The sequence below is a fragment of the Kroppenstedtia guangzhouensis genome (assembly GCF_014637345.1).
GTDB lineage: Bacteria > Bacillota > Bacilli > Thermoactinomycetales > DSM-45169 > Kroppenstedtia > Kroppenstedtia guangzhouensis.
In genome coordinates, this window is the sequence record NZ_BMEX01000002.1 from 92,024 (window position 1) to 111,728 (window position 19,705).

The 19,705-nt window shown below is 52.2% G+C and carries 23 protein-coding genes and 1 riboswitch; of the genes, 4 read left to right on the forward strand and 19 right to left on the reverse strand.

Translation table 11 applies throughout. The annotated features are described in order from the left end of the window. Positions 1 to 62: 62 nt before the first annotated feature. Positions 63 to 974 (forward strand): C40 family peptidase, encoded by a 912-nt coding sequence (locus tag IEV46_RS02990; RefSeq protein ID WP_188429740.1) that lies wholly within the window; start codon positions 63 to 65, stop codon positions 972 to 974. Here the strand turns inward: IEV46_RS02990 and dacB are convergent. The 4 genes from dacB to IEV46_RS03010 all read right to left on the reverse strand — a co-directional run bounded on the left by dacB (position 967) and on the right by IEV46_RS03010 (position 4,148). Then, a complete protein-coding gene (gene dacB / locus IEV46_RS02995; RefSeq protein ID WP_188429742.1) occupies positions 967 to 2,289 on the reverse strand; it encodes a D-alanyl-D-alanine carboxypeptidase/D-alanyl-D-alanine endopeptidase in 1,323 nt (440 codons plus the stop codon). The genes IEV46_RS02990 and dacB overlap by 8 nt on opposite strands. 43 nt (positions 2,290 to 2,332) lie before the next feature. Then, positions 2,333 to 2,596, reverse strand: coding sequence for a DivIVA domain-containing protein (locus tag IEV46_RS03000; RefSeq protein WP_188429744.1), 264 nt, complete (start codon positions 2,594 to 2,596; stop codon positions 2,333 to 2,335). 214 nt (positions 2,597 to 2,810) lie between these two features. After that, positions 2,811 to 3,353 (reverse strand): YhcN/YlaJ family sporulation lipoprotein, encoded by a 543-nt coding sequence (locus tag IEV46_RS03005; RefSeq protein WP_188429746.1) that lies wholly within the window; start codon positions 3,351 to 3,353, stop codon positions 2,811 to 2,813. A gap of 99 nt (positions 3,354 to 3,452) precedes the next feature. After that, complete coding sequence (locus tag IEV46_RS03010; RefSeq protein ID WP_188429748.1) at positions 3,453 to 4,148, reverse strand: zinc metallopeptidase; 696 nt, start codon at positions 4,146 to 4,148, stop codon at positions 3,453 to 3,455. Between the two features lie 649 nt (positions 4,149 to 4,797). On the opposite strand from IEV46_RS03010, the gene IEV46_RS03015 reads away from it, so the two are divergent. Then, positions 4,798 to 6,021, forward strand: a complete 1,224-nt coding sequence (locus IEV46_RS03015; RefSeq protein WP_188429750.1) for a cation:proton antiporter — start codon at positions 4,798 to 4,800, stop codon at positions 6,019 to 6,021. A gap of 49 nt (positions 6,022 to 6,070) precedes the next feature. Here IEV46_RS03015 and IEV46_RS03020 read toward each other — a convergent pair whose 3' ends face one another. Genes IEV46_RS03020 through rodA form a run of 3 tightly spaced genes read right to left on the reverse strand, consistent with a single transcriptional unit; the run spans position 6,071 to position 7,821 of the window. Further along, positions 6,071 to 6,289, reverse strand: coding sequence for a DUF1540 domain-containing protein (locus IEV46_RS03020; protein WP_188429752.1), 219 nt, complete (start codon positions 6,287 to 6,289; stop codon positions 6,071 to 6,073). Positions 6,290 to 6,345: 56 nt separating this feature from the next. Further along, positions 6,346 to 6,618, reverse strand: a complete 273-nt coding sequence (locus tag IEV46_RS03025) for a hypothetical protein (protein ID WP_188429755.1) — start codon at positions 6,616 to 6,618, stop codon at positions 6,346 to 6,348. Positions 6,619 to 6,672: 54 nt separating this feature from the next. Then, on the reverse strand, positions 6,673 to 7,821 hold the full coding sequence (rodA, locus tag IEV46_RS03030) for a rod shape-determining protein RodA (RefSeq protein WP_188429757.1): 1,149 nt from the start codon (positions 7,819 to 7,821) through the stop codon (positions 6,673 to 6,675). A 128-nt stretch (positions 7,822 to 7,949) separates the two neighbouring features. On the opposite strand from rodA, the gene ftsW reads away from it, so the two are divergent. Further along, positions 7,950 to 9,122, forward strand: coding sequence for a putative lipid II flippase FtsW (gene ftsW / locus IEV46_RS03035; protein ID WP_188429759.1), 1,173 nt, complete (start codon positions 7,950 to 7,952; stop codon positions 9,120 to 9,122). A gap of 260 nt (positions 9,123 to 9,382) precedes the next feature. Here the strand turns inward: ftsW and IEV46_RS03040 are convergent, their stop codons facing one another. The 9 genes from IEV46_RS03040 to IEV46_RS03080 form a co-directional block, all read right to left on the reverse strand. After that, entirely contained in the window at positions 9,383 to 10,147 is a 765-nt protein-coding gene (locus tag IEV46_RS03040) for a thiazole synthase (RefSeq protein WP_188429761.1), read from the reverse strand. 3 nt (positions 10,148 to 10,150) lie between these two features. Continuing rightward, positions 10,151 to 10,354, reverse strand: coding sequence for a sulfur carrier protein ThiS (gene thiS, locus IEV46_RS03045; protein ID WP_188429763.1), 204 nt, complete (start codon positions 10,352 to 10,354; stop codon positions 10,151 to 10,153). A 76-nt stretch (positions 10,355 to 10,430) separates the two neighbouring features. Continuing rightward, positions 10,431 to 11,054 carry a thiamine phosphate synthase gene (locus IEV46_RS03050; protein WP_188429765.1) on the reverse strand — a complete coding sequence of 208 codons (624 nt, stop codon included), beginning with the start codon at positions 11,052 to 11,054 and terminating at the stop codon, positions 10,431 to 10,433. Between the two features lie 82 nt (positions 11,055 to 11,136). Then, positions 11,137 to 11,242, reverse strand: a riboswitch (TPP riboswitch). Positions 11,243 to 11,327: 85 nt separating this feature from the next. Further along, entirely contained in the window at positions 11,328 to 11,618 is a 291-nt protein-coding gene (locus IEV46_RS03055) for a 2Fe-2S iron-sulfur cluster-binding protein (RefSeq protein WP_229735896.1), read from the reverse strand. Between the two features lie 13 nt (positions 11,619 to 11,631). Next, the gene (locus tag IEV46_RS03060; protein WP_308420259.1) at positions 11,632 to 11,937 is read right to left on the reverse strand and encodes a DUF488 domain-containing protein; all 306 of its coding nucleotides are present in this window, start codon (positions 11,935 to 11,937) and stop codon (positions 11,632 to 11,634) included. Positions 11,938 to 12,128: 191 nt separating this feature from the next. Continuing rightward, positions 12,129 to 12,743, reverse strand: coding sequence for a DedA family protein (locus IEV46_RS03065; protein ID WP_188429769.1), 615 nt, complete (start codon positions 12,741 to 12,743; stop codon positions 12,129 to 12,131). A gap of 239 nt (positions 12,744 to 12,982) precedes the next feature. Then, positions 12,983 to 14,077, reverse strand: a complete 1,095-nt coding sequence (locus tag IEV46_RS03070; RefSeq protein WP_268235866.1) for an NADH-quinone oxidoreductase subunit D — start codon at positions 14,075 to 14,077, stop codon at positions 12,983 to 12,985. A gap of 22 nt (positions 14,078 to 14,099) precedes the next feature. Further along, on the reverse strand, positions 14,100 to 14,831 hold the full coding sequence (locus IEV46_RS03075; protein ID WP_188429771.1) for an isochorismatase family protein: 732 nt from the start codon (positions 14,829 to 14,831) through the stop codon (positions 14,100 to 14,102). 128 nt (positions 14,832 to 14,959) lie between these two features. After that, positions 14,960 to 16,021 (reverse strand): M42 family metallopeptidase, encoded by a 1,062-nt coding sequence (locus tag IEV46_RS03080; protein ID WP_188429773.1) that lies wholly within the window; start codon positions 16,019 to 16,021, stop codon positions 14,960 to 14,962. Positions 16,022 to 16,311: 290 nt separating this feature from the next. On the opposite strand from IEV46_RS03080, the gene IEV46_RS03085 reads away from it, so the two are divergent. After that, positions 16,312 to 17,979 carry a hypothetical protein gene (locus IEV46_RS03085; protein ID WP_188429775.1) on the forward strand — a complete coding sequence of 556 codons (1,668 nt, stop codon included), beginning with the start codon at positions 16,312 to 16,314 and terminating at the stop codon, positions 17,977 to 17,979. 193 nt (positions 17,980 to 18,172) lie between these two features. Here IEV46_RS03085 and IEV46_RS03090 read toward each other — a convergent pair whose 3' ends face one another. From IEV46_RS03090 to IEV46_RS03100, 3 genes are all read right to left on the reverse strand, one after another. Beyond that, on the reverse strand, positions 18,173 to 18,460 hold the full coding sequence (locus tag IEV46_RS03090; RefSeq protein ID WP_188429777.1) for a hypothetical protein: 288 nt from the start codon (positions 18,458 to 18,460) through the stop codon (positions 18,173 to 18,175). 45 nt (positions 18,461 to 18,505) lie between these two features. After that, a complete protein-coding gene (locus IEV46_RS03095; protein WP_188429779.1) occupies positions 18,506 to 18,670 on the reverse strand; it encodes a hypothetical protein in 165 nt (54 codons plus the stop codon). Between the two features lie 87 nt (positions 18,671 to 18,757). Then, complete coding sequence (locus IEV46_RS03100; RefSeq protein ID WP_188429782.1) at positions 18,758 to 19,576, reverse strand: GDSL-type esterase/lipase family protein; 819 nt, start codon at positions 19,574 to 19,576, stop codon at positions 18,758 to 18,760. Positions 19,577 to 19,705 lie beyond the last annotated feature (129 nt).

The following is a 19,705-nucleotide window of genomic DNA, read 5'->3' on the forward strand; positions in this document are numbered from 1 at the left end:
TCTGTTACGCCGAAAACTATAGGAGTATTCACTATTTGCTTTCAAAGCAGGGAGGAAGACCATTGAGTATCCGATATGTACGTGACACCTTTGCCAACTTGTGGCTCGATCCGGGAAAAGTGCGGAATGTGGACCGTCCCTCCCTTCACTTTCCCATGGACCTGGACACTTGGTTGGCCATGGGCACGGAAAACCGCTTGGATTTGGTGGGCAGACTGGAATCCCAGGTTCTATACGGTGCGCCGGTTCAGGTGATGGAAGAGCGAGATGGCTGGGCCCGTGTCTGTGTCCCCGGACAATTCACCCCCAAAGATCCCAAGGGGTATCCCGGGTGGATCCCCGCCTCCCAACTCACCTTCGATGGGGAATACCATCAGGCTTGGGAGAGGGCTCCCTTTGCCTGGGTGACCTCCGACCGATCCCACTTGCTCTTGAATTCCGGGCAGCTGGTGGAACTCAGTTTTATGACCCGCCTTCCCCAGGTGGGGGAAAGCGACGGGGATGTGATTGTGTTGACTCCCGATGGAGACACAGGACGGATCCCGGTACGTGAGGTGACGGTCACCCGGCAATTGCCGGTGACGGGAGTTGAAGCCCGCATCCGAACGGCTGAACGTTTCCTCGGTTTGCCTTATTTGTGGGCGGGGATGTCTTCCTTCGGTTTTGACTGTTCCGGGTTTATGTATCGGATCTTTGAGGCAAACGGAATCACAATTCCCCGGGATGCGGATCCCCAGGCCCGCTATGGACAGCGGGTGTCCAAGGAAGAACTGGCTCCTGGCGATCTCCTCTTTTTTGCTTACGAAGAGGGAAAAGGAGCCATCCATCATGTGGGGATGTACATCGGTGACGGTTCCTTCATCCACTCTCCCAACACTCCCAACCCGGTGAAGATCAACCGCTTGACCGATGAACCCTATCACAGAGAATTGTGTTGGGGAGCCCGGTATGTTGGCGGAGAATCCTTCAGTTGACCCACTTGGTTACTGCAAGCTGCAGGAATTGATCCTGCAGCTTTTCCCCGTTCTCTTCTTCCAGCAACCCATTGATCAGAAAAGAAAAGGAGAGTAGCGGCTCCCCTTCGTTGTTGAGAAAATAACCGGACAGATTTCTCACTCCTGCCAGACTCCCGGTTTTGGCTGCCACTTCCACTCTTTGCGGCAAAACGGCAGTCCGGTTTTTCAGTGTACCGTCCCTTCCATAACGGGGTAAGCTGTCCAACCAAACGGGAAACAGAGGATCATTCCGGTACGCCCAGATTAAGATGTTCAAAAGCGCCTCCGGAGTGGCCTGATTGTACCCCGAAAGTCCGGAACCGTCTGCAATCACCGCAGGTGCTTGAAGCCCCGCTTTCCGGAACCAGTCCATGACGCGGAGAAGACCTTCTTCTTCGGAAAGAGTCCCCCTTCTCGCCATTCCGATCGTTCGAAGTAAAACCTCCGCCGTCAGGTTATCACTCTCCTTATTCACCTGGTGAAGAACTTCCGCCAATGTCGGAGATACCCGATCCATTCGAATGTCGGCTCTTTCCGAAAAAGGCCCCCGGATCACCCGGATTCCTTCCGACACAATCACACCCTTCTCCCGCAGGGCACCGATCATCACCTCTGCAAAGAATTCCGGACCTTGCGCCACTGCCGCTTCCAATTCCGGCTCCCGGCGGGAGATCTCCCCTTTGATTTCAAACTGCTCTGCTCCTATCCGGAATATTTCAACTTCCGCTTCGGGTTTCTCCGTCCAGTTCAACATGGTTTGGGCCGCCCCTTGGCAAAAGCGGGGTGAGACCCGGACAATCTTCGGCGGCTCACTAACGGGATCAAAATGAAAGGTCACCCGGTTTCTCTCCATGATCAACGCGTGGATTGGTGCTCCGTATCCATGGGCAAGGTCATCCCACATCCACCCCTTCCCCCAGGGATGGCCTGAACTCAATCCATCATCCAACCGTACCTCGTCCAACCGGGTAAGCCCTCTCTCTTTCAGTTCACAGGCCACCCGCAACGCACAAGATTCATCAAAGGAGGGGTCTCCCCCACCCCGGATGTACAAACACCCTGAACCTGCCGCAAACCGGGTTCTCCATCGATAATCCGGACCCAACTCATCCAAAGCGACAAGTGTGGTCCATAATTTCTGGTTGGAAGCAGGAGTAAACCCTTTGTTCGCATCTATTCCCCACCGCTTCCCGGTCCGAAAACAAAAAAGATCGCAGCCCACTCTGGCTCCCGTCTCTCCTGAACGGCGGCTCCAATCATCAATCAGGGCTTTCAGCCGCTCCAACTTCCCCATACATCTTCCCCCACTCTTCGGGTGCCAAGGTACCCCACCGGTTTCAACGTCTCATCATTTGCTCCAACCGTTCCAAGCGTCGCAGAATATCTTGAATCACCCGGTCCTGATCCCCATCCTGCCGTCGGGGAAGGCGCTGGGCTTTCACTTTTTTCAGTTCCTCTTTGAGCTGCTGGTTTTCCTCAAGCACGGCTTCAAAATTCTGGATCACCAGGTCGAGGAATTCATTCACTTCATCCACATCGTATCCTCGGATCGAGGACTTGAAGTCCTTGTTGAATATATCCCGCGGCGTCAGACGTTGCATATGAACTCCTCCCCTTCTCTTTCAACAACGGCTTCGAACAGCCTTGAAAGCATTGCGAAAAAAAGATCTTTGACACACAACAAAAACCAGCTGTCCAAGATCCACTAAGTCACAATGCTTTACTATTATCATATAGACAAAAAAGAAGGCATTCAAGCCGGGACAACGCCGAGAAACAGAAAAAGGCCCCTCCGTTGCGGGGCCTAGTGCACATTTACCGGGCGTCGGGGAAAGTGCGTTGCACCAGATCCGAGAAGCCCTGAAGCAGACCGGAAATGGGATGCCCATTCCGGACGTCCCGGGCATAGTCTCCCAACCGCTTGACAAAACCCGGGTTGGCGGAAACAAACACCCGATCGACACTGGGGTCCACTTTACGAACCTGCTTGGACACTTGATCCTTGATCTTGGATGTCATTTTACCCTTGTAGTTTTCATTCATCATCACCCCGACATAGGCGGTTCGGTCGGTCACCATCACTGTCGCCGAATCGATGCTTTTCAGACGGGTGATGGAGTCTGCCACATCATCGGCCACCCTCATATTTTGCCCCATCCGGGTCCGATCCGCGTTACGATCCGGAGCGGGAGCCGGTGTCCGGGGAGTGGTGCGAAGATCCGCCTGGTCGCGGACCGGTTGCGTCCGGTTCATCTGTTGCCGGGATTCCGGCTTTTGTTGGGTCGCACAACCCACAGCGGATGTGAACATCAATCCGAAAACAGTAAGCAGGAGAATTCCCTTGGATACCTTGCCCATATACCTCTCTCCTTTCCATGACAGTGTCAGGCATTAGTATCCGTTGCTTCCCCAAAAATATGTATACAAAAAACCGCCGGAGACCGGCGGTTTTCAGATTTAGTCTTCGTTGGAGGAGAGGAACAGAAACACGAAGCGGAGCAACTCCAAAAGAGCGTACAGCGTGGTGGCCACATAGGTGAGGGCCGCTGCATTCAATACCTTGGCGACACCGCGTTCCTCCACATTTCGGATGATCCCCTTGTTCACCAGGATCGCACGGGCCCGATTGCTGGCATCAAACTCCACGGGCAAGGTCACCACCTGAAAGGCGACCGCAGCGGCGTAGAGAATAATCCCCAGGAGAAACAGTCCGCCTATTTGTAACAGCATTCCTCCCAAGAGCAGGAAAGGCGCGATTCCCGAGGCGAAGTTGGACACCGGAAACATTTTGTGGCGCAACACCAGGAACCCGTATGCCTCTTTATGCTGGATAGCGTGACCACATTCATGTGCGGCCACGGAAACCGCGGAGATGGAACTGGAGCCGTAGACGGGCTCCGACAACCGCACCGTCCGCGAGATGGGATCGTAATGGTCGGACAGTGCCCCGGGAACGGCTTCCACCTTCACATCATACAAACCGTTGTCATCCAGAATGCGACGGGCTGTCTCGTAACCGGTCAAGCCCGAGGAAGACTGTACATCGGCCCATTTTTTAAAACTTCCTTTTACCCGAAACTGTGCCCAGATCGTCAGACCGAAGGCCGCCAATACAAGCAGCAGCATCCAGGTGTTGATATTCATCAGTTGCATTGCTCCTTTTTTGAAAATAAATGGTCTGGCATTCCTGCGCAACTTTGGCTTTTTCAGAATGTGATCCCCTGAAAATGACGGGGTATAGTCCAAATCCCTCTTAGCCGATACTGTATATCGTCACATCGCAACACCAACTGGCGAAACCGACTCCGGTTCTGGCGGGTGGACCGGTTTTTTCTCATCCTGATACAGGTCCGCCCCAGAAAGACTCCCTTTCCCTTGTGGGTGAATGAGATTGCCGCTGTGGGCGCAACCCCTTCCATTTCCATGGGGAGCATCACAAACAAGAACGTCATCATCAAAACGGGAACATATCGATAAAAGAGAAGTTCCAGCAACCTGATCCCCCTCATTCCCCACCGGGAACTCTTCCTGTCATCATTATATCATATCCGGGTTTACCGCAGTTACTTGACCCAAAAATCAGGAAGACGTCACAAAATTCATGACGAGCCCGCCGACGATGAGTACGACCATCACCAAAACGATCCAGAGGCCCACATTGGATTTCCCCATCTGCTGCGATCCCTCCGTATGTAACCCTTTATCCATAGGATATTACACCCATTTGCGGATGTAAACATCAGTGAACACCTAGACAATCTCTGATAAAATGAGGATAGACACAGTTCGAAGGAGGTAAGAGATGGATCTGATCGAAAAACTTGTGGATTTGGAAAAACTGAAGGATTACCATTTCCTGTTGGAACTGGTCATTATTCTGGCGGCTGTCAAACTGGCTGGCCATTTCAGCAAAAAGATCGGACAACCCTCTGTATTTGGAGAGTTGCTCGTGGGGATTATCCTCGGTCCAGCCATTCTGGGATGGATCGTGGTGGACCCCAAGCAACCCGGTCTGATCAAGGAATTGGCTGAGGTGGGTGTCATCCTGCTCATGTTTCTGGCCGGTCTGGAGACCGATGTGGAAGAATTTAAAAAAACCGCTTACGGTTCCTCCCTGGTTGCAGTCGGCGGAGTGATCTTCCCGCTGATCCTGGGCTTTGCCGTCGGCCTGATGTTTGGTTACAACACCAGTACCTCCATCTTCATCGGTACGCTGTTGGTGGCCACCAGTGTCAGTATATCGGTGCAAACCCTGCGGGAATTGGGCCAATTGCAAACCAAAGAAGGGATCACCATCCTTGGAGCAGCGGTGTTGGATGACGTACTGGGCATCATCCTTCTCTCTGTGGTGGTCGGATTTACCGCCGGCGGTGGAGGGGGCAGTGTCGTCGATATCATGATCCTGCTCGCCAAAATCGTTCTTTTCTTCGTCCTCACCATTGTGATCGGACGTTTCCTCCTTCCGCGATTGTTCCGTTGGTCTGCCAACCTGATGACCTCGGAAGTATTGCTCGCCTTCGGGATTATCACGGCGCTTGGCTTCGCCTACTCGGCGGAAATGTTCGGTTTGGCCGGAATCGTCGGTTCCTACTTCGCAGGCCTGATGCTGAGCCTGACCAAATATCGGACCGAACTGTTTGAACGGGTGGAGATCATCGCCTTTTCCTTTTTTGTCCCCATCTTCTTCGTCAGCATCGGCGTCACTGCCGACGTGAGCGGATTGACAAAGGAGATCCTGCTTCTGATGGTGGTCCTCAGCCTCGTGGCCATCCTGACCAAATTGATCGGAGCCGGACTGGGAGCCAAGCTGGCTGGATTCAATTGGAACAGCTCCATGGGAATCGGAGCCGGCATGGTCGCCCGGGGGGAAGTGGGTTTGATCGTCGCTTCCATCGGACTTACCCGGGGACTGATCGATAATGATCTTTTCACTGTCACAGTGATCATCGTATTGGTGACCACTCTGGTGACTCCACCGATGTTGAAGGCCATCTTCAGCAGAAAAAAGGTAAAACAAGGTTCTTAAACGACCAAACACCCGCCTCGATTGGCGGGTGTTTTTTTCGGATCAGAGGTTACTTGGATTTTTTCGGTCGGAACGTGTGGCAACAGGTATCCGCCGATTGTCTGGCGGTATAATCCCGATGGGTGGAATCGACAAACTCCCCGCCGATCTCCTCCCGAAACGTCCGGTGGGAATGTTGGTCCACCTCCACCATGATGGCATCAGCACCGCAATTGTTTCCGGCAGTCCAAAAGAAACAGTTAGCCACACTACATTTCACCTGCGGCATCCATTTCACCCCCTACCTTCAGTATGGGCGAAGAACAGGGGGGTTATGGCTGGCAATTAATCGGCAGTCTTGTCCGCTTCCTGCAATTCCTTGAGGATCTGGTTGATCGTGTCGAAGGTGATTCCTTCCTCGTTCCGCGCGGTTACTGTCAGATAGACATCGGCGCTGAAAGTGGGAATATGTTCTTTGACCTCGGCCTCCGTCGTTCCATACTTTTTTCTGTATACAGCTTGGCCCCCGATTCTCTCCCAACCCAGACGGGCCAATTCTTCCTCATACAGATCATAGTCTTCCTCTTTGATGTTGAGTAAGACGCTGGTTACTTTCACATGGATCCTCCTCCAAAAATGTCTTATGGTATTATATCATGAGCGCCTGGAAAATCAGTCCATAAACAGGAAGTCCCCCTCCTTGCGCATCCCGATGTTCAGAACCAGCCCCATGGCCATCATTTGGGTGATCAGGGAGCTTCCGCCATAGCTGATAAAGGGAAGGGGCAGACCCGTAATCGGCAACATTCCGGCATTCATTCCGATGTTTTGAAATACCTGGAACACCGTCATCCCGGCAACACCGGCCACAATGTATGCCCCGAACCGGTGATCACAATGGATTCCGATCCGAATCGTTCGATAAACCAGGAAAATGAACGTGCATAGCAGAATGCTTCCCCCGATAAAGCCAAACTCCTCAGCAAGAACGGCAAAGATAAAATCATTGTGGGGTTCGGGAATCCAGTTGCCCTGGGTCTGAGTACCCTGTTGAAATCCTTTTCCATCCAGTTGTCCCGAACCGACAGCGATCATCGACTGGGTAAGCTGGTATCCCGCCCCGGTGGGGTCCGATGAAGGATTGGCAAAAATCTCAATCCGCTGGATCTGATGAGGTTCCAAGATTTTGGAGAGAAGGGGACTATCCGTCGCATAGAGGAAAGCCACCCCGGCGATTAAGAAGACCACTGCCATCAAACCTGCCATCATAATACGCCAATCCAAGCCTCCTGCCAGCAAAATACTGGCCAAGATCCCGACAAAAACCAACGCCATCCCGAGGTCGGGTTCTTTCAGGGTGAGAATGAAGGGCGGGATAAACAGTCCGAGGATCTTCCCGATTTTCCGCCAATCCCGAAGAGGAAGTTGCTCGATCTCTGCGGTCACTTTGGCCAGAACAAGAATCAGGATCAGTTTCATCAATTCCGACGGCTGAAACTGAAAACCGCCGAGCCGGATCCATTTTTGCGCCCCTTTGACCATCACTCCCACACCCGGAATCATCACCAGGATCAACAACAGGACTCCCAAACCGTACATCACGTACAGAAAACGCCCCTGAAAGAGAACCCGGTAATCAAACAGGAGTGTCGCCCCCATAAGTAGAATACCTAAAAGATACCAGAGGAGCTGTTGTTGCACGTAAGACGGATTGAAAGAGTGAGTTGCACCGGAAATGGCAACAATGCTAATGGCGGCTAATACCAAAATCAAGAAAATCAACAGGTAATCCAACTGTCGGACCATTCGACTGGACTTCATTTACCAACACCCGCCATCAGTAAAGGTTTTTCACGAACAGTATACCGAACTTCCGGAGCATTGAGTACCGCCGTCTGCATTTGGCGGGGCGGATCCGTCCGATGCAGACTTGGACGAAGGAGATCGTTATGTCACACGGAAAACCTGATTTCTGGATGATGTTCATCATTTTTCTGCTGACCGGATTCGGATTGGTGATGGTCTTCAGCGCCAGTTACTATGACGGACTGGTCAAACATGGAGACAGCTACTACTATTTCAAGCGACAACTGGTCTGGGCACTGGGGTCGGTTCTTCTCTTTTTTGTCATCTCCAACATTCCATACACCATCTATCGAAAACATGTGGGCGTCATTCTGTTGGGCAGTCTGGTCCTGCTGGCGCTCGTCTTTATCCCCGAGCTGGGAATGAACATCAATGGTGCCTCCCGCTGGATCCAGCTGGGTCCGATCAGTTTTCAACCCTCGGAATTGGCCAAGTTGGGAGCGATCATCTACACCGCATCCATCATGGTGAAAAAACAGGAGAGGCTCCATCAATTCAAACAAGGATTGTTTCCCCCCTTGATTGTACTGGGGATTTTCTGCGGGCTGATCGTAATGCAGCCCCATTTCAGCAGTACGGTGATTCTCCTCGGCTCCTGCCTGACCGTCATCTTCTGTGCGGGGGCCCGACTCAAACACCTGCTCCTCTTGGGAGCGGCGGGGATTCCCTTTTTCGTGTGGATCATGACTTCTGAAGATTATCGGGTGATGCGCCTGCTCATATTCCGAGATCCCTGGAAAGACCCGTCGGGAGACGGATTCCAGACGATTCAGTCCCTCTTTGCCATCGGGCCAGGAGGTCTCCTGGGAAAAGGGCTGGGCAACAGTATTCAAAAACTGGCCTATCTCCCCATGTCTCAAACGGATTTCATTTTTGCCATCATTGCGGAAGAACTGGGTTTTATCGGGGGAAGCCTCCTCATCCTTCTCTACATCGCCTTTGTCATTCGCGGAGTTCGCATCGCTCTTCAGGCTCCGGATTCATTTGGGATGTTTTTGGGGATTGGGATTGTCACTATGTTTTCTCTGCAGACCCTCTTCAACCTGGGAGTGGTGACCGCCATGTTACCGGTCACAGGAGTTCCGCTTCCCTTTATCAGTTACGGCGGCTCCTCGCTGCTCATGTGCATGTTGGCTGCAGGAATCCTCCTCAATATCTCCCGCCACCGGGTCGCTCAAACATCACATCAGCAACCGAAGGGGAATAGAGCCCGCCCTCCCTACCCCGTCACTTCACCCGATCCTTTCCGGATCTGATGATCCGGAGGATGGGTGATTTTTTTGAAATCACAGGGGTAAAAACGATTACAATCAGCCTATCAAAGAAGGGGGCATCCTCCTGTCCTGCCGGAACCCCGTTTTTCCAGTATGTCGCCGGTTTTCGGTAAATAGTTGGCCTGTTTTTTCCAATAAAAAAAGCCCTCTCGGGCTTTGAGACTGCTGACAAAGTGAAGGTCAGCAGTCTTTTTATGTCGAATACATAAAGAGAACTTATATGCAAAGGACGGATTTTTTCCTCACCTGGACACTCCCTCGATGGGGCTGCTCGCAGAAGCGATCTCCTTGCGCGGGATGCGGCCGGCTTCAAAACCGAGACGGCCTGCTTTCACCGCCAACTTCATGGCTCGGGCCATTTGAACAGGGTCATCCGCCCCGGAGACAGCTGTGTTGAGGAGCACCCCCTCCGCACCCAACTCCATCGCCCGGGCGGCATCGGCGGGGGAGCCGATCCCCGCGTCTACAATGACAGGCAACCGGGTCTGGCGAATCATAAACTTCAGATACAAGGGATTCAAAATTCCCTGCCCCGAACCGATGGGAGAAGCCCCTGGCATGATTGCATGGGCTCCCGCCTCTTCCAATCGTTTGGCCAACACGGGATCATCACTGATGTAGGGGAGAACGGTAAACCCTTCCTCCACCAATTGCCGCGTGGCCTTCAATGTTTCCACCGGATCCGGGAGCAACGTCTCTTCATCCCCGATCACTTCCACCTTCACCATGTCACACAACCGGGAAGCCCGGGCAAGACGGGCCAGACGCACCGCCTCTTCCGCCGTTTTGGCACCGGCGGTGTTGGGAAGCAGGCGGTATCGGTTCAGATCCATCTGTTGCAGGAAATTGGGCTCAGCGGGACGGTCCAGATTGACACGGCGCAAGGCAAAGGTTAAAACTTCCGTTTCCGAAGCCTCCACCGCGGCTGATTGAACCTCAAGGGATGAAAACTTGCCCGTTCCCAGCAGCAACCTGGATTGAAAGGTGTAAGATCCAATCGTTAACAAGGTTCAGCCTCCTCCCACAAATTGAACGATCTCCAATCGGTCCCCTTCCTCCAGTCGGACCTCTCCATATTGGTCCCCATCGAGAATGACTGAGTTTTTCTCCACCATGACAATTCGGTCGGAGAGCCCCAGATGCTTGATCAACATCTTTACGTCGCAGACGGACTCCGGTACATGATGTTGCTTTCCGTTCAGTTGGATATTCATGCTTCCCCTCCTTTCTCTCTCCCATGATCGCAGACCGACCCGGACAGCCTTAATTCACAACGCTTCTAGTGCCTCCTCAACGATCTCCCTCCCATTCAAATCGGAGAGCCTGCTTCAACCGACGAGCCGCCACTGCCGGATCCGGAGCATCAGCAATCGCGGAGATCACCGCCACCCCGGCACAACCTGTTGTGGATAATTGGGGAATTTTCTCGGGAGTGAGGCCTCCGATGGCAATCACCGGAATGTTCACCGCTGCGGTCACCTGCCGGAGTTGATCGATACCCCTCGGTTTCTGTCCCGGTTTGGAATCACTTGCAAATACATGTCCGAAAAACAGGTAATCCGCCCCCTGCTGTTCTTTTTCTATTGCAGAACAACGGGAGTGAACAGAACATCCTACTCGCCAATTTCTTTTTTCACTCCCCGTGGACATGACATTCACAAAACGGCGCTCCGGAAAGTGAACCCCTCCACAACCCAGATTATCCGCCACTTCTGCATTCCCATTGACGACCAATCGTTTGGGATCCACTCCCGCTTCCCGAATCAGAGTAAATCCCCAATCCTGAAGTTCTGCGGTGGATGCCCCCGGTTTGCGCAGGTGGATCCAATCCAACCACCCCCCTGCCTTTCGGCAAACAGAGACCCACTCTTTCAGTGACTTCCGGGGATCCGTCACAAAATGGAGTTCATTCATCCCCCTTCCTCCCCACTCCATCCATTAAAAAACCGGGATCCAACAAGGGATCCCGGTCGTACGGTCAAACTGAGCGATCATCAACGGCCGGATCCCACTTTCTTACGCTGGTGCAAACCAGGTCAAGTTCAAAGGGTTGAAGCTTCAAGCCTCTCTCAGCACGTATCCGTGCACCCCCAGTGGAACCGTCATAAAATGAAGTTTTCTCCATTTTAGCAATGAACCCTGTAAAGGTCAAACAAAAAGAAGGGAATCAATATCTCTCCCGTTGTTTCAATAAAATCGCGGTTGCGGTACTTCCAGGCGGACATCTCCGTGGATATACGTCTGACAAGAGAGACGAAATCCTTGTTCCACCTGCTCTTCTCCCAGGCGAAGCACTTCCCGGTCCACCAGTTCACTTAAATTCTCCGCCCCTTCCACCACACGGATCCGGCACCGTCCACAACGACCGGAGGTGCAGTTGAATGGAATCATGATATTGCGGGAAATGGCTTCAAAGAGCAGATTCTCCCCCTCCCCGCACTCAAATTGATGCTCCTTTGCTCCGATTTTCACTTCCACCTGTGGCAATTTATCAATCCCTCCCACCTCTGAATTCGATCCGTTCCTGCATCAATTGCATCAGCACCAGGGCGTTGTTTTCCCGCTCATTTTTACTGGCATACAGAAGAGTGACCGGTCCCGGTTTCACCCGCTCCAACAGATTGTCGAGGGCTTTTCGATCGATTTCTTGTCGGTATTCCTTTCGAAAAGCGGTGAAATCCCCTTTCTGATGAAACCGTTGCCTGAGGTTAGCCGAAGGTGCCAATTCCTTTGCCCAAAGATCCACTCGGGCTTGTTCCTTTCTCAATCCCCGCGGCCACAGCCGGTCCACCAGCACCCGAATTCCATCCTCCGCCCGGGGGGTTCATACACGCGTTTGATCCGGATTTGCAAAGTGCTGCCTCCCCGATCTCTGTTCAAGTGACACACATTAAAACCGGGGAACTCCCGGTCGACACTCCGTTTCTTCTGTTGGCCACACAGACTTCCCCCACCAGCCTGAACGGCGGCAGGTAAGGATAAACCCTCTCATTTTCGCAGAGAGTTGTATCGATGATGTTGCCAATAAAGAAAACGTGCAATCACAAGGAGAACAACAGGAACCAGAATCCACAACACAACCAGCCCGTAACGGTGCATCACTCGAAACACATTTTCCCATTGGGCACCCAAAATATATCCGATACCGATAAACACCGTACACCAAGTGAAGGCACCGACATAGGCGTAAGAGGCGAACTGAACCGGAGTCATCCGGGAGATCCCGGCTATATACGCAGTCACATGCCGAACTCCTGGAATAAAATAGCCAAAAAACAGGACCCAGTTACCGTATTTCCGAAAAAGGATTTGAGTCATTCTCAGCCGTCTGCGCGTGATGAAAAACTTGCTCCCATACCGCTTTAAAAAGGGGTAACCCAGTTTGCCTCCCAGATAATAACTGACAGTGATCCCACATATGGAACCCGTCACAGCACTGAGAAAGGTAAAGACCAGATTGAGCTGCCCGATGGATGCAAGATACCCGATAAATGTCATCATGATTTCATCGGGCAGGGGCAAACCCACAATCCCCAGCACGAGAAAGAAGAAAATCCCGAGATATCCGTATTGAGACAGTAGATCCAGCACAGTCTGTTCCATAGTTCAACCCCGTTTTTTCGGTACATCAATCCAGGCCCATGATCATTGTCTGAAACAAACCGACCCGTTTCATCGGTACAGGGTACACACTCCTCATCCATAATACCAGAGATCTGACAGGCTTGCGAGAATTGCCGCCGGACGGGCCTCTTCTCTCCATTATATGTACGGGAGGGAGATTCTTTATAACCGAAAACGAAAAAAACGGCCTCCCGGCCGCTCACAAGCAGTTGCCAGACTCAGGCATCCACATCCCCCAAAACGATATCGACCGCACCGAGGATCGCGATCAGGTTGGCCATGTTTTCCCCTTCCAAAAGTTGTGGAAGAATTTGCAGATTGCTGAAGGATGGACGTTTCCAATGCAGGCGCCAGGGCTTGTCTTTCCCTCTGCTGACGAGATGAACCCCCAGTTCTCCCCGGGGATTTTCCACCGCCGAGTAGACCTCTCCCGCCGGGGGTCGAATCACCCGCGAGATTTTGGCCATGGTCGGCCCGTCAGGGATCCCCTCCACTGCCTGCTCCACGATCCGGAGGGATTGTAAAATCTCTTCCATGCGAAGGAAGAATCTGTCCTGACAGTCCCCGTCGGTGGCCACAGGGACATCAAAATCGAACCGGTCGTATATGGAATAGGGGCGATCCCTGCGAAGATCCCGTTTTACCCCCGTACATCGCAGATTGACTCCGGACAGACCATATTCAACCGCCGTCCCGGCGTCATAACGACCCACTCCCTTCACCCTGGCTTGGAAAATTTCGTTTCCGCCCACCAGGTCCATATACACCTGATGTTGCTGCCGCAGATATGTGATAAGGTCCATCACCTTTTCCAACCAGCTCTCCGGTGCATCCCATTTTACACCACCCACCCGCATATAATTATAGGTGAGACGGGCTCCACACAGCTCATTGAACAACTCGACGATCTTCTCCCGGTCCTTGAAAGCATACAAAAACGGACTCAATGCCCCGATATCCAGAAGATACGTACCGAACCAGACCAGATGGCTGGCCACCCGGTTCAACTCGGTGACGATCACCCTGAGATACTCCGCCCGTTCCGGAACCTCCAACTCCATCAGCTTTTCCACTGCAAGGACGACGGCGTGATTGTTGTTCATCGCATTGAGGTAGTCCATCCGGTCCGTATAGGGAATGATCTGGTTGTAAGTCAGGTCCTCCGCCAGTTTTTCCGTTCCCCGATGGAGATAACCGATCCGGGGTTGGGCCTCCCGGATGATTTCTCCGTCGATCCGCAGGATCAGCCGGAACACCCCGTGGGTGCTGGGGTGTTGCGGACCCACGTTCAACAGCATCTCTTCCGTTCGCAAGTTCCTCTCCCTCCCTCTCGATTCAGTCCGATTGAATGGTCCGAACCACCTCAACCCCGTTCAGTTTCATGTGATAAAGAAACACCTGATCCATGAACTCTCCGTCATGGGCATGAGCACCGATGGACTTCGCCTTTTCAACAGGGGTGTCGAAGGTCTTTGTATGTTCACTGGAAACCACCACCCGAACATCAGCATCATGTTCATTTGCCAACAGCCGGATGCCTGTGGCGTTTTGATAGATGCAAAGATCCGTGCAATCCCCGGTCACCACAAAGGTGGCAGGACCATCCCGGAACACTTCTTCCAAAAACTCAAAAAAACGCCGGCCCTCCTCATCCCTGCCAAACAGACCGTTGGTGGCGTTCTTGCGGAACAGTCTGGCACCGGGCGCTTCCAGGAAGGGGCGTAGCTCTTTTACCGTATCAGCCTCAGATGTGCCCCGGATACAATGGGGAGGGAACGAACCGAATTCCACAGCATTCGGCGAATGATCATCTTGCAGGAAAATCAAGTTTTGGTTGGGAATCCCTTGATCCATCAAGATCTGGGCCAGTTGGCGCACCGGTTCCACCATCTTCGCCACCCGGTCGGAGGCGAGGGCCCCCTTTTCACAAAATCCATTGATAATATCAACGAACACAAGGTAGAGCTGCTCCGCTCCCGTCTGCTCCAACAACTTGGAAGCCTGGAGTGTTGGCAGGCCGGAAAGATCCTCTTCCATATAATTCAGAAATTCCTTATACTTGTTCATCTTCAGTGTCTCTCCCTATCCGTTCTCGTATTTCATCTTATCATGAAAGCGCTGTGGTTTCCATGCCCGGAAAATCGGTCAATCCTTGGGAGAAAATAACGAAACCCGCATAACCGCGGGCTTGCAGATCAACCGTCAAAACCGAAAGAATCCACAGCATCAGAGTCCAACTTCCGAATCACTGCCGTCAACAACTTGACGGAATACTCGATGTCGCTTTTGCTGACCATGGACACATGACTGTGAATGTAGCGGGCGGCGACTCCGAGGACTACCGAAGGGACTCCGCGGCGATGGAGATGAAATTTTCCCGCGTCCGTTCCTCCCCCGGTCATCGTCTCCACCTGATAGGGAATCCGATGTTCCTCCGCTGTCTCAATCACCAGGTTGCGCAATCGGATATTGGGAATCATGGTGGCATCAAGAAAAGTAATCAAGGGACCGCCGCCCAATCGGGGTTTGTCGCCATCGTTCCCCGGACCGTCCTCGGCGATTCCTACATCGAGGGCAAAGGCAACATCAGGCTCTGTCGCGTAAGGAGAGGTGTCGGCCCCCCGCAGACCCACTTCTTCCTGAACGGTGGCTCCTGCCACCACGGTATTGGGATGATCTTCATCCTTCAAGCGATTCAGTGTTTCCACAGCGAGGTAACAACCAAACCGGTTGTCCAAGGCCTTTGCCAAGATCGTATCGTGATCCGGCATCATCTCGAAGGGGCAGATCGGGACAACGGGATCCCCCACTTTGATTCCCCATTTCTTCACCTGCTCCGCATCCTTGGCTCCCACATCAATATACATTTCCCTCATTGGGTAGACCTTGTTCCGTTCTTCTGCTGTCAACAGATGTGGAGGTTTGGAACCGATCACCCCGGTGAAATTCCCTTTTTCGGTCATCACTGTCACCCGTTGGGAAAGAAGAACCTGGTCCCACCATCCCCCCAGCGGGGTGAAATAGAGGTAACCGTTCTTGCTGATTTTTGTCACCATGAATCCCACTTCATCCAAATGGCCTGCCAACAGGATTCTGGGATTCTCCCGGGATCCCTTTTTCTCGCCGAAAATACTCCCCATCCGGTCGGTCACCAGCCGATTTCCTTGTTGTTCAAGTTCCCGGCGCATGATTTGCCGGACTTCCCCCTCAAATCCTGATACGCCCTTCGCTTCGGTCAATTCCTTTAACAAGTCCATGGAAGACCTTCACCTTCCTCGGTTTGGTTTCCCCTATTATGGTTGACTCCATCCCTTTTTATGAGCAGCCAAGCAGGGCATGTCCGACCGGGTACAGATGGGATTTCACAACCGTACAAAGGTTCTTACGAGCTAAAGACGCTCCATGGGAAACCCCTCTTGCGACGACTTTTTTACAACGTTTCTTGCACTCTTTCTTTTAAACGCCCATTTTCTGGCTGGTCAACACCCTTGACATCGACACATATTTCGAGTGGTTCCTCATCAAACTAGCGGAAGAGGTGATCCCAGTGGCCCACTCCCGAAAACTGTTCCGCATCGCCCTGACGATTCTCATCATCCTCTGTACTATGATTCCTTACTCAAACCTTCGGATCGGTGGAACCACCCACTCAGGGATGGCTTTTGCCAACCCATCCCCTCCCGTTCCTTTCCTCGGGGATTATGCCGGAGAATTGCGGGAACCCCGCCCTCGAAAGGACGGGGTTCGTCATGTGGACACCCCCAGACTGATTCAAAAACTGAAAGAACTCGGGGTGACTCAATATTTCTATTTGATATGGCACGCACCCACCGACTGGGACGATCTTCGACGTGAATTTCTTCCTGCTGCCCGTCGGTCGGGGATCGATGTCTGGGTTTACCTCGTCCCCCCTTCGGAGTCCCGCCGGATCCAACCGGAACCCTATGGAACCGATTATGTCGCCTGGTTTCGGGCCATCGGCAACCTGTCCCGAAATTATGAAAATCTTAAAGGCATTGTCATGGACGACTTCAATCACAACCTCTCCTTCTTCACTCCGAAATACGTGTCCAGGATGAAACAGGCAGGAAGAAAGATCAATCCTGATCTGTTGTTTTACCCACAGATCTACTACACAGCGATTGACTCCCATCTGCTGAAAAAGTATCGATCCCTGTTTGACGGAGTGGTGATGACTTTTCGGGACGGCAAGTATCGAAACACCCAAAGAACCCGGGATATGGAGGATCAAATCACCAAAATCTCCCGGCTTCTGAACCGGGAAGGACTGCCCTTGATCCTGATGGTTCATGCGAGCAAATTGTCAGCCACCCCGGCCAATCCCTCCGCACACTATGTCAACCAAAGCTTGCGGACCGGTCTCCGACAACTTCGACAGGGAAACATCCAGGGCCTGGTCACTTATGTCCTTCATAAGGAATGGTTTCCCGAGAGAAGAGATCGAACCGCTTACAGCGGTTACGGTTACGGTTCTCTCTTTATCCCTCCCGGTCATCCTCCCGGGCCCGGAGGCAAGGGAGAAATCCGACAGAAAATCCATCCCGAGGCCTCGGAAAAATATGGACTCGGCTTTCATCACATGAGCGTCTATCCCCGGAATCTCCGGAAAGGAGACTACGTTAAACAAATTTTGGTGGGCGATCGTGTGGTATGGGAAGAGGACGTCCGGGCAGGTCAGGTGGAAGAATGGAAATCAAAAACCCTAAATTTGACTCCTTACCTTCGCGAAAAAAAGGAAACTGTCCTCGCTCTGCGTCTGGTACGAAAACAAGGAAGATCCCCCACCTGGCTGTATATCGGCTATGATCGACTGAAACCACAAGGGTTCCAGCTGGCCAATGCCGATTTTGAAGAGCCTTCGGGATGGTCCTATCGCTCCAACTATCCGGCGGTAATCGGGGAGACCCTGATCTACGACCCGAGGCGCCGCTTGCGCGTCTACCTGATCACCATGATGATGTATCATACTTTCCACCTATATCATCAGATGGCCTCCTCCGGTCCTCCCCCCCTGCACAGGATGGCCGATTCCATGTTACAGTCCGTCCTTGAAGGCCGGACTCAAAATACCTGTCGCGAGCTGGACCAGCTGAAAAAGGCCTTAGAACGGGATCACACCCTGTCTTCTCCACAAAGAGAGGCATGGATTCACCAAATCAACAAGCTGAACCGGATCCTGACGATCAACCCTTGACAAAAGCCCCCGGGGATAGACGGGGGCTTTTATGTCAGGGGATCATTCTTTTATGCATTCTGTTCCCAAGGGTATCAGGAGAGAAGGTCGGTCAGAGCCCCGAGTGCGACACCAGAAACGTAGGACAGAAACCACCACATGGACTATCATTCCTCCCGCGAATGAGATTTTTAATCCATTCAAGGTTTGATTTTCATTGCAGTCTTTTTCGAAAATCTTCGTCCAGAAAGTTGTCAAAGCCATCAGCGATCGCCAATTCATTTTCCAGGGAGTTGATCACATTTCCGTAGTAGGCGGCCGCTTCCGTTTCCATCCCCTGGTTGATCAGATTCCGATAGGTGTCATAGCTCTCACGCAACAACCGGAAGTTGTTGTGAAAGCTCTCCTCAGTGAGAATCGGCGGACGATGATCCCCTTCCTCGGACCAAAAAGTCTTGTAACGCTCCAGATAAGCTTGATATGTGGAAAATTGGTATGACATGGAGATCATCCTTTGGGATTGGATTATTTATTAGCGTGCCGATCTTCACGTAGTTTTATGCTCCGGCAGACACCCGATCCGGAGACTCCGTTCTCGGGAAGACCCCGCCCGGAAGCGGATTTCCACTTCCTCGGCCCATGTATAACAACGAACCTGCTCCTTCAGGAACACGGATTGACCCGCTCCCTCCGCTGAAAACCATTCCTTCATCCCATTGAGTAACAACCCCACTGTCCTACCGATGACCGAACCCGGAAGGGTTTGGTGTAACCTTATGGGTCATCCTTCCCGGTAACATTACCGTGCACTGGCGGAGACAGACCGATTGGAACGGATTTCATTCAGGATCCCTTCGGCCATCCATCTATATCCCCGATCATTGGGGTGAATTTCATCCGACAGCCAGTCCCCCTTTCCTGCTGTCAGCCGATCAGTCACATCCACCACATGGGTGAGCCGGTATGTGTACGCCACCTCTTTCATCCCGATATTCCAGCTCTTCAGCAAGCGATTGGAAACCTTGAAAAAAGACTCTTGGGGTAATACCGGATTGTAAAGGGATGTGATCAGAATCGGAGCTTCCCGGTTGAGAGTACGGATCTCCATCAGAATGGAGTCCAAATTTTTTTTGTATCCCGATTGAATCCGATCAAAATCCGTCAGGATACGAAAGGGATCATCATTCTGAAGGGCCACTTTTAACAGATCATTCCCCCCGATGGTCAGGGAAATCAAATCCGCCTCCCGGATCTTTTGCCGGATGTTCGGAGTCCGGATATAACCCGTCAGTTGCTTCGATGTCTGTCCGATCACTCCTCGGTTGATCAATTGGAGGGGGATATCATCTTCGGCCAATCCTTTGGCCACCAGTGAGCTGTATCCCTGGGAACCCGGTTTTTCGGATCCAATTCCCCGGGCGACGGAATCCCCCAATACGAGATAGTTCAGTTCCGATTTTTCCTCTGTTTTTTCTTTCAACTTGGTCAGGATGTTCTCTTGTGTCACCGTCACCGGTTCAGGAGGGGACTCCGCAAACATCCATTGAAGCATAGGATAAAATTTAACAACCGGAAAAATAAGGGAGAGGCTGACAACCACCCAGATCCACTTCTTCATGATGTTGCCCCTCCTCTTCGTTGTCAATTAGTTAATCCAATCATACCCAAAAACCATGACAAATCATTATCGAGAAGATCACAACATGGTCACCCTTATATTAAAAAATAAAAACAGCGCTCAAGGCGC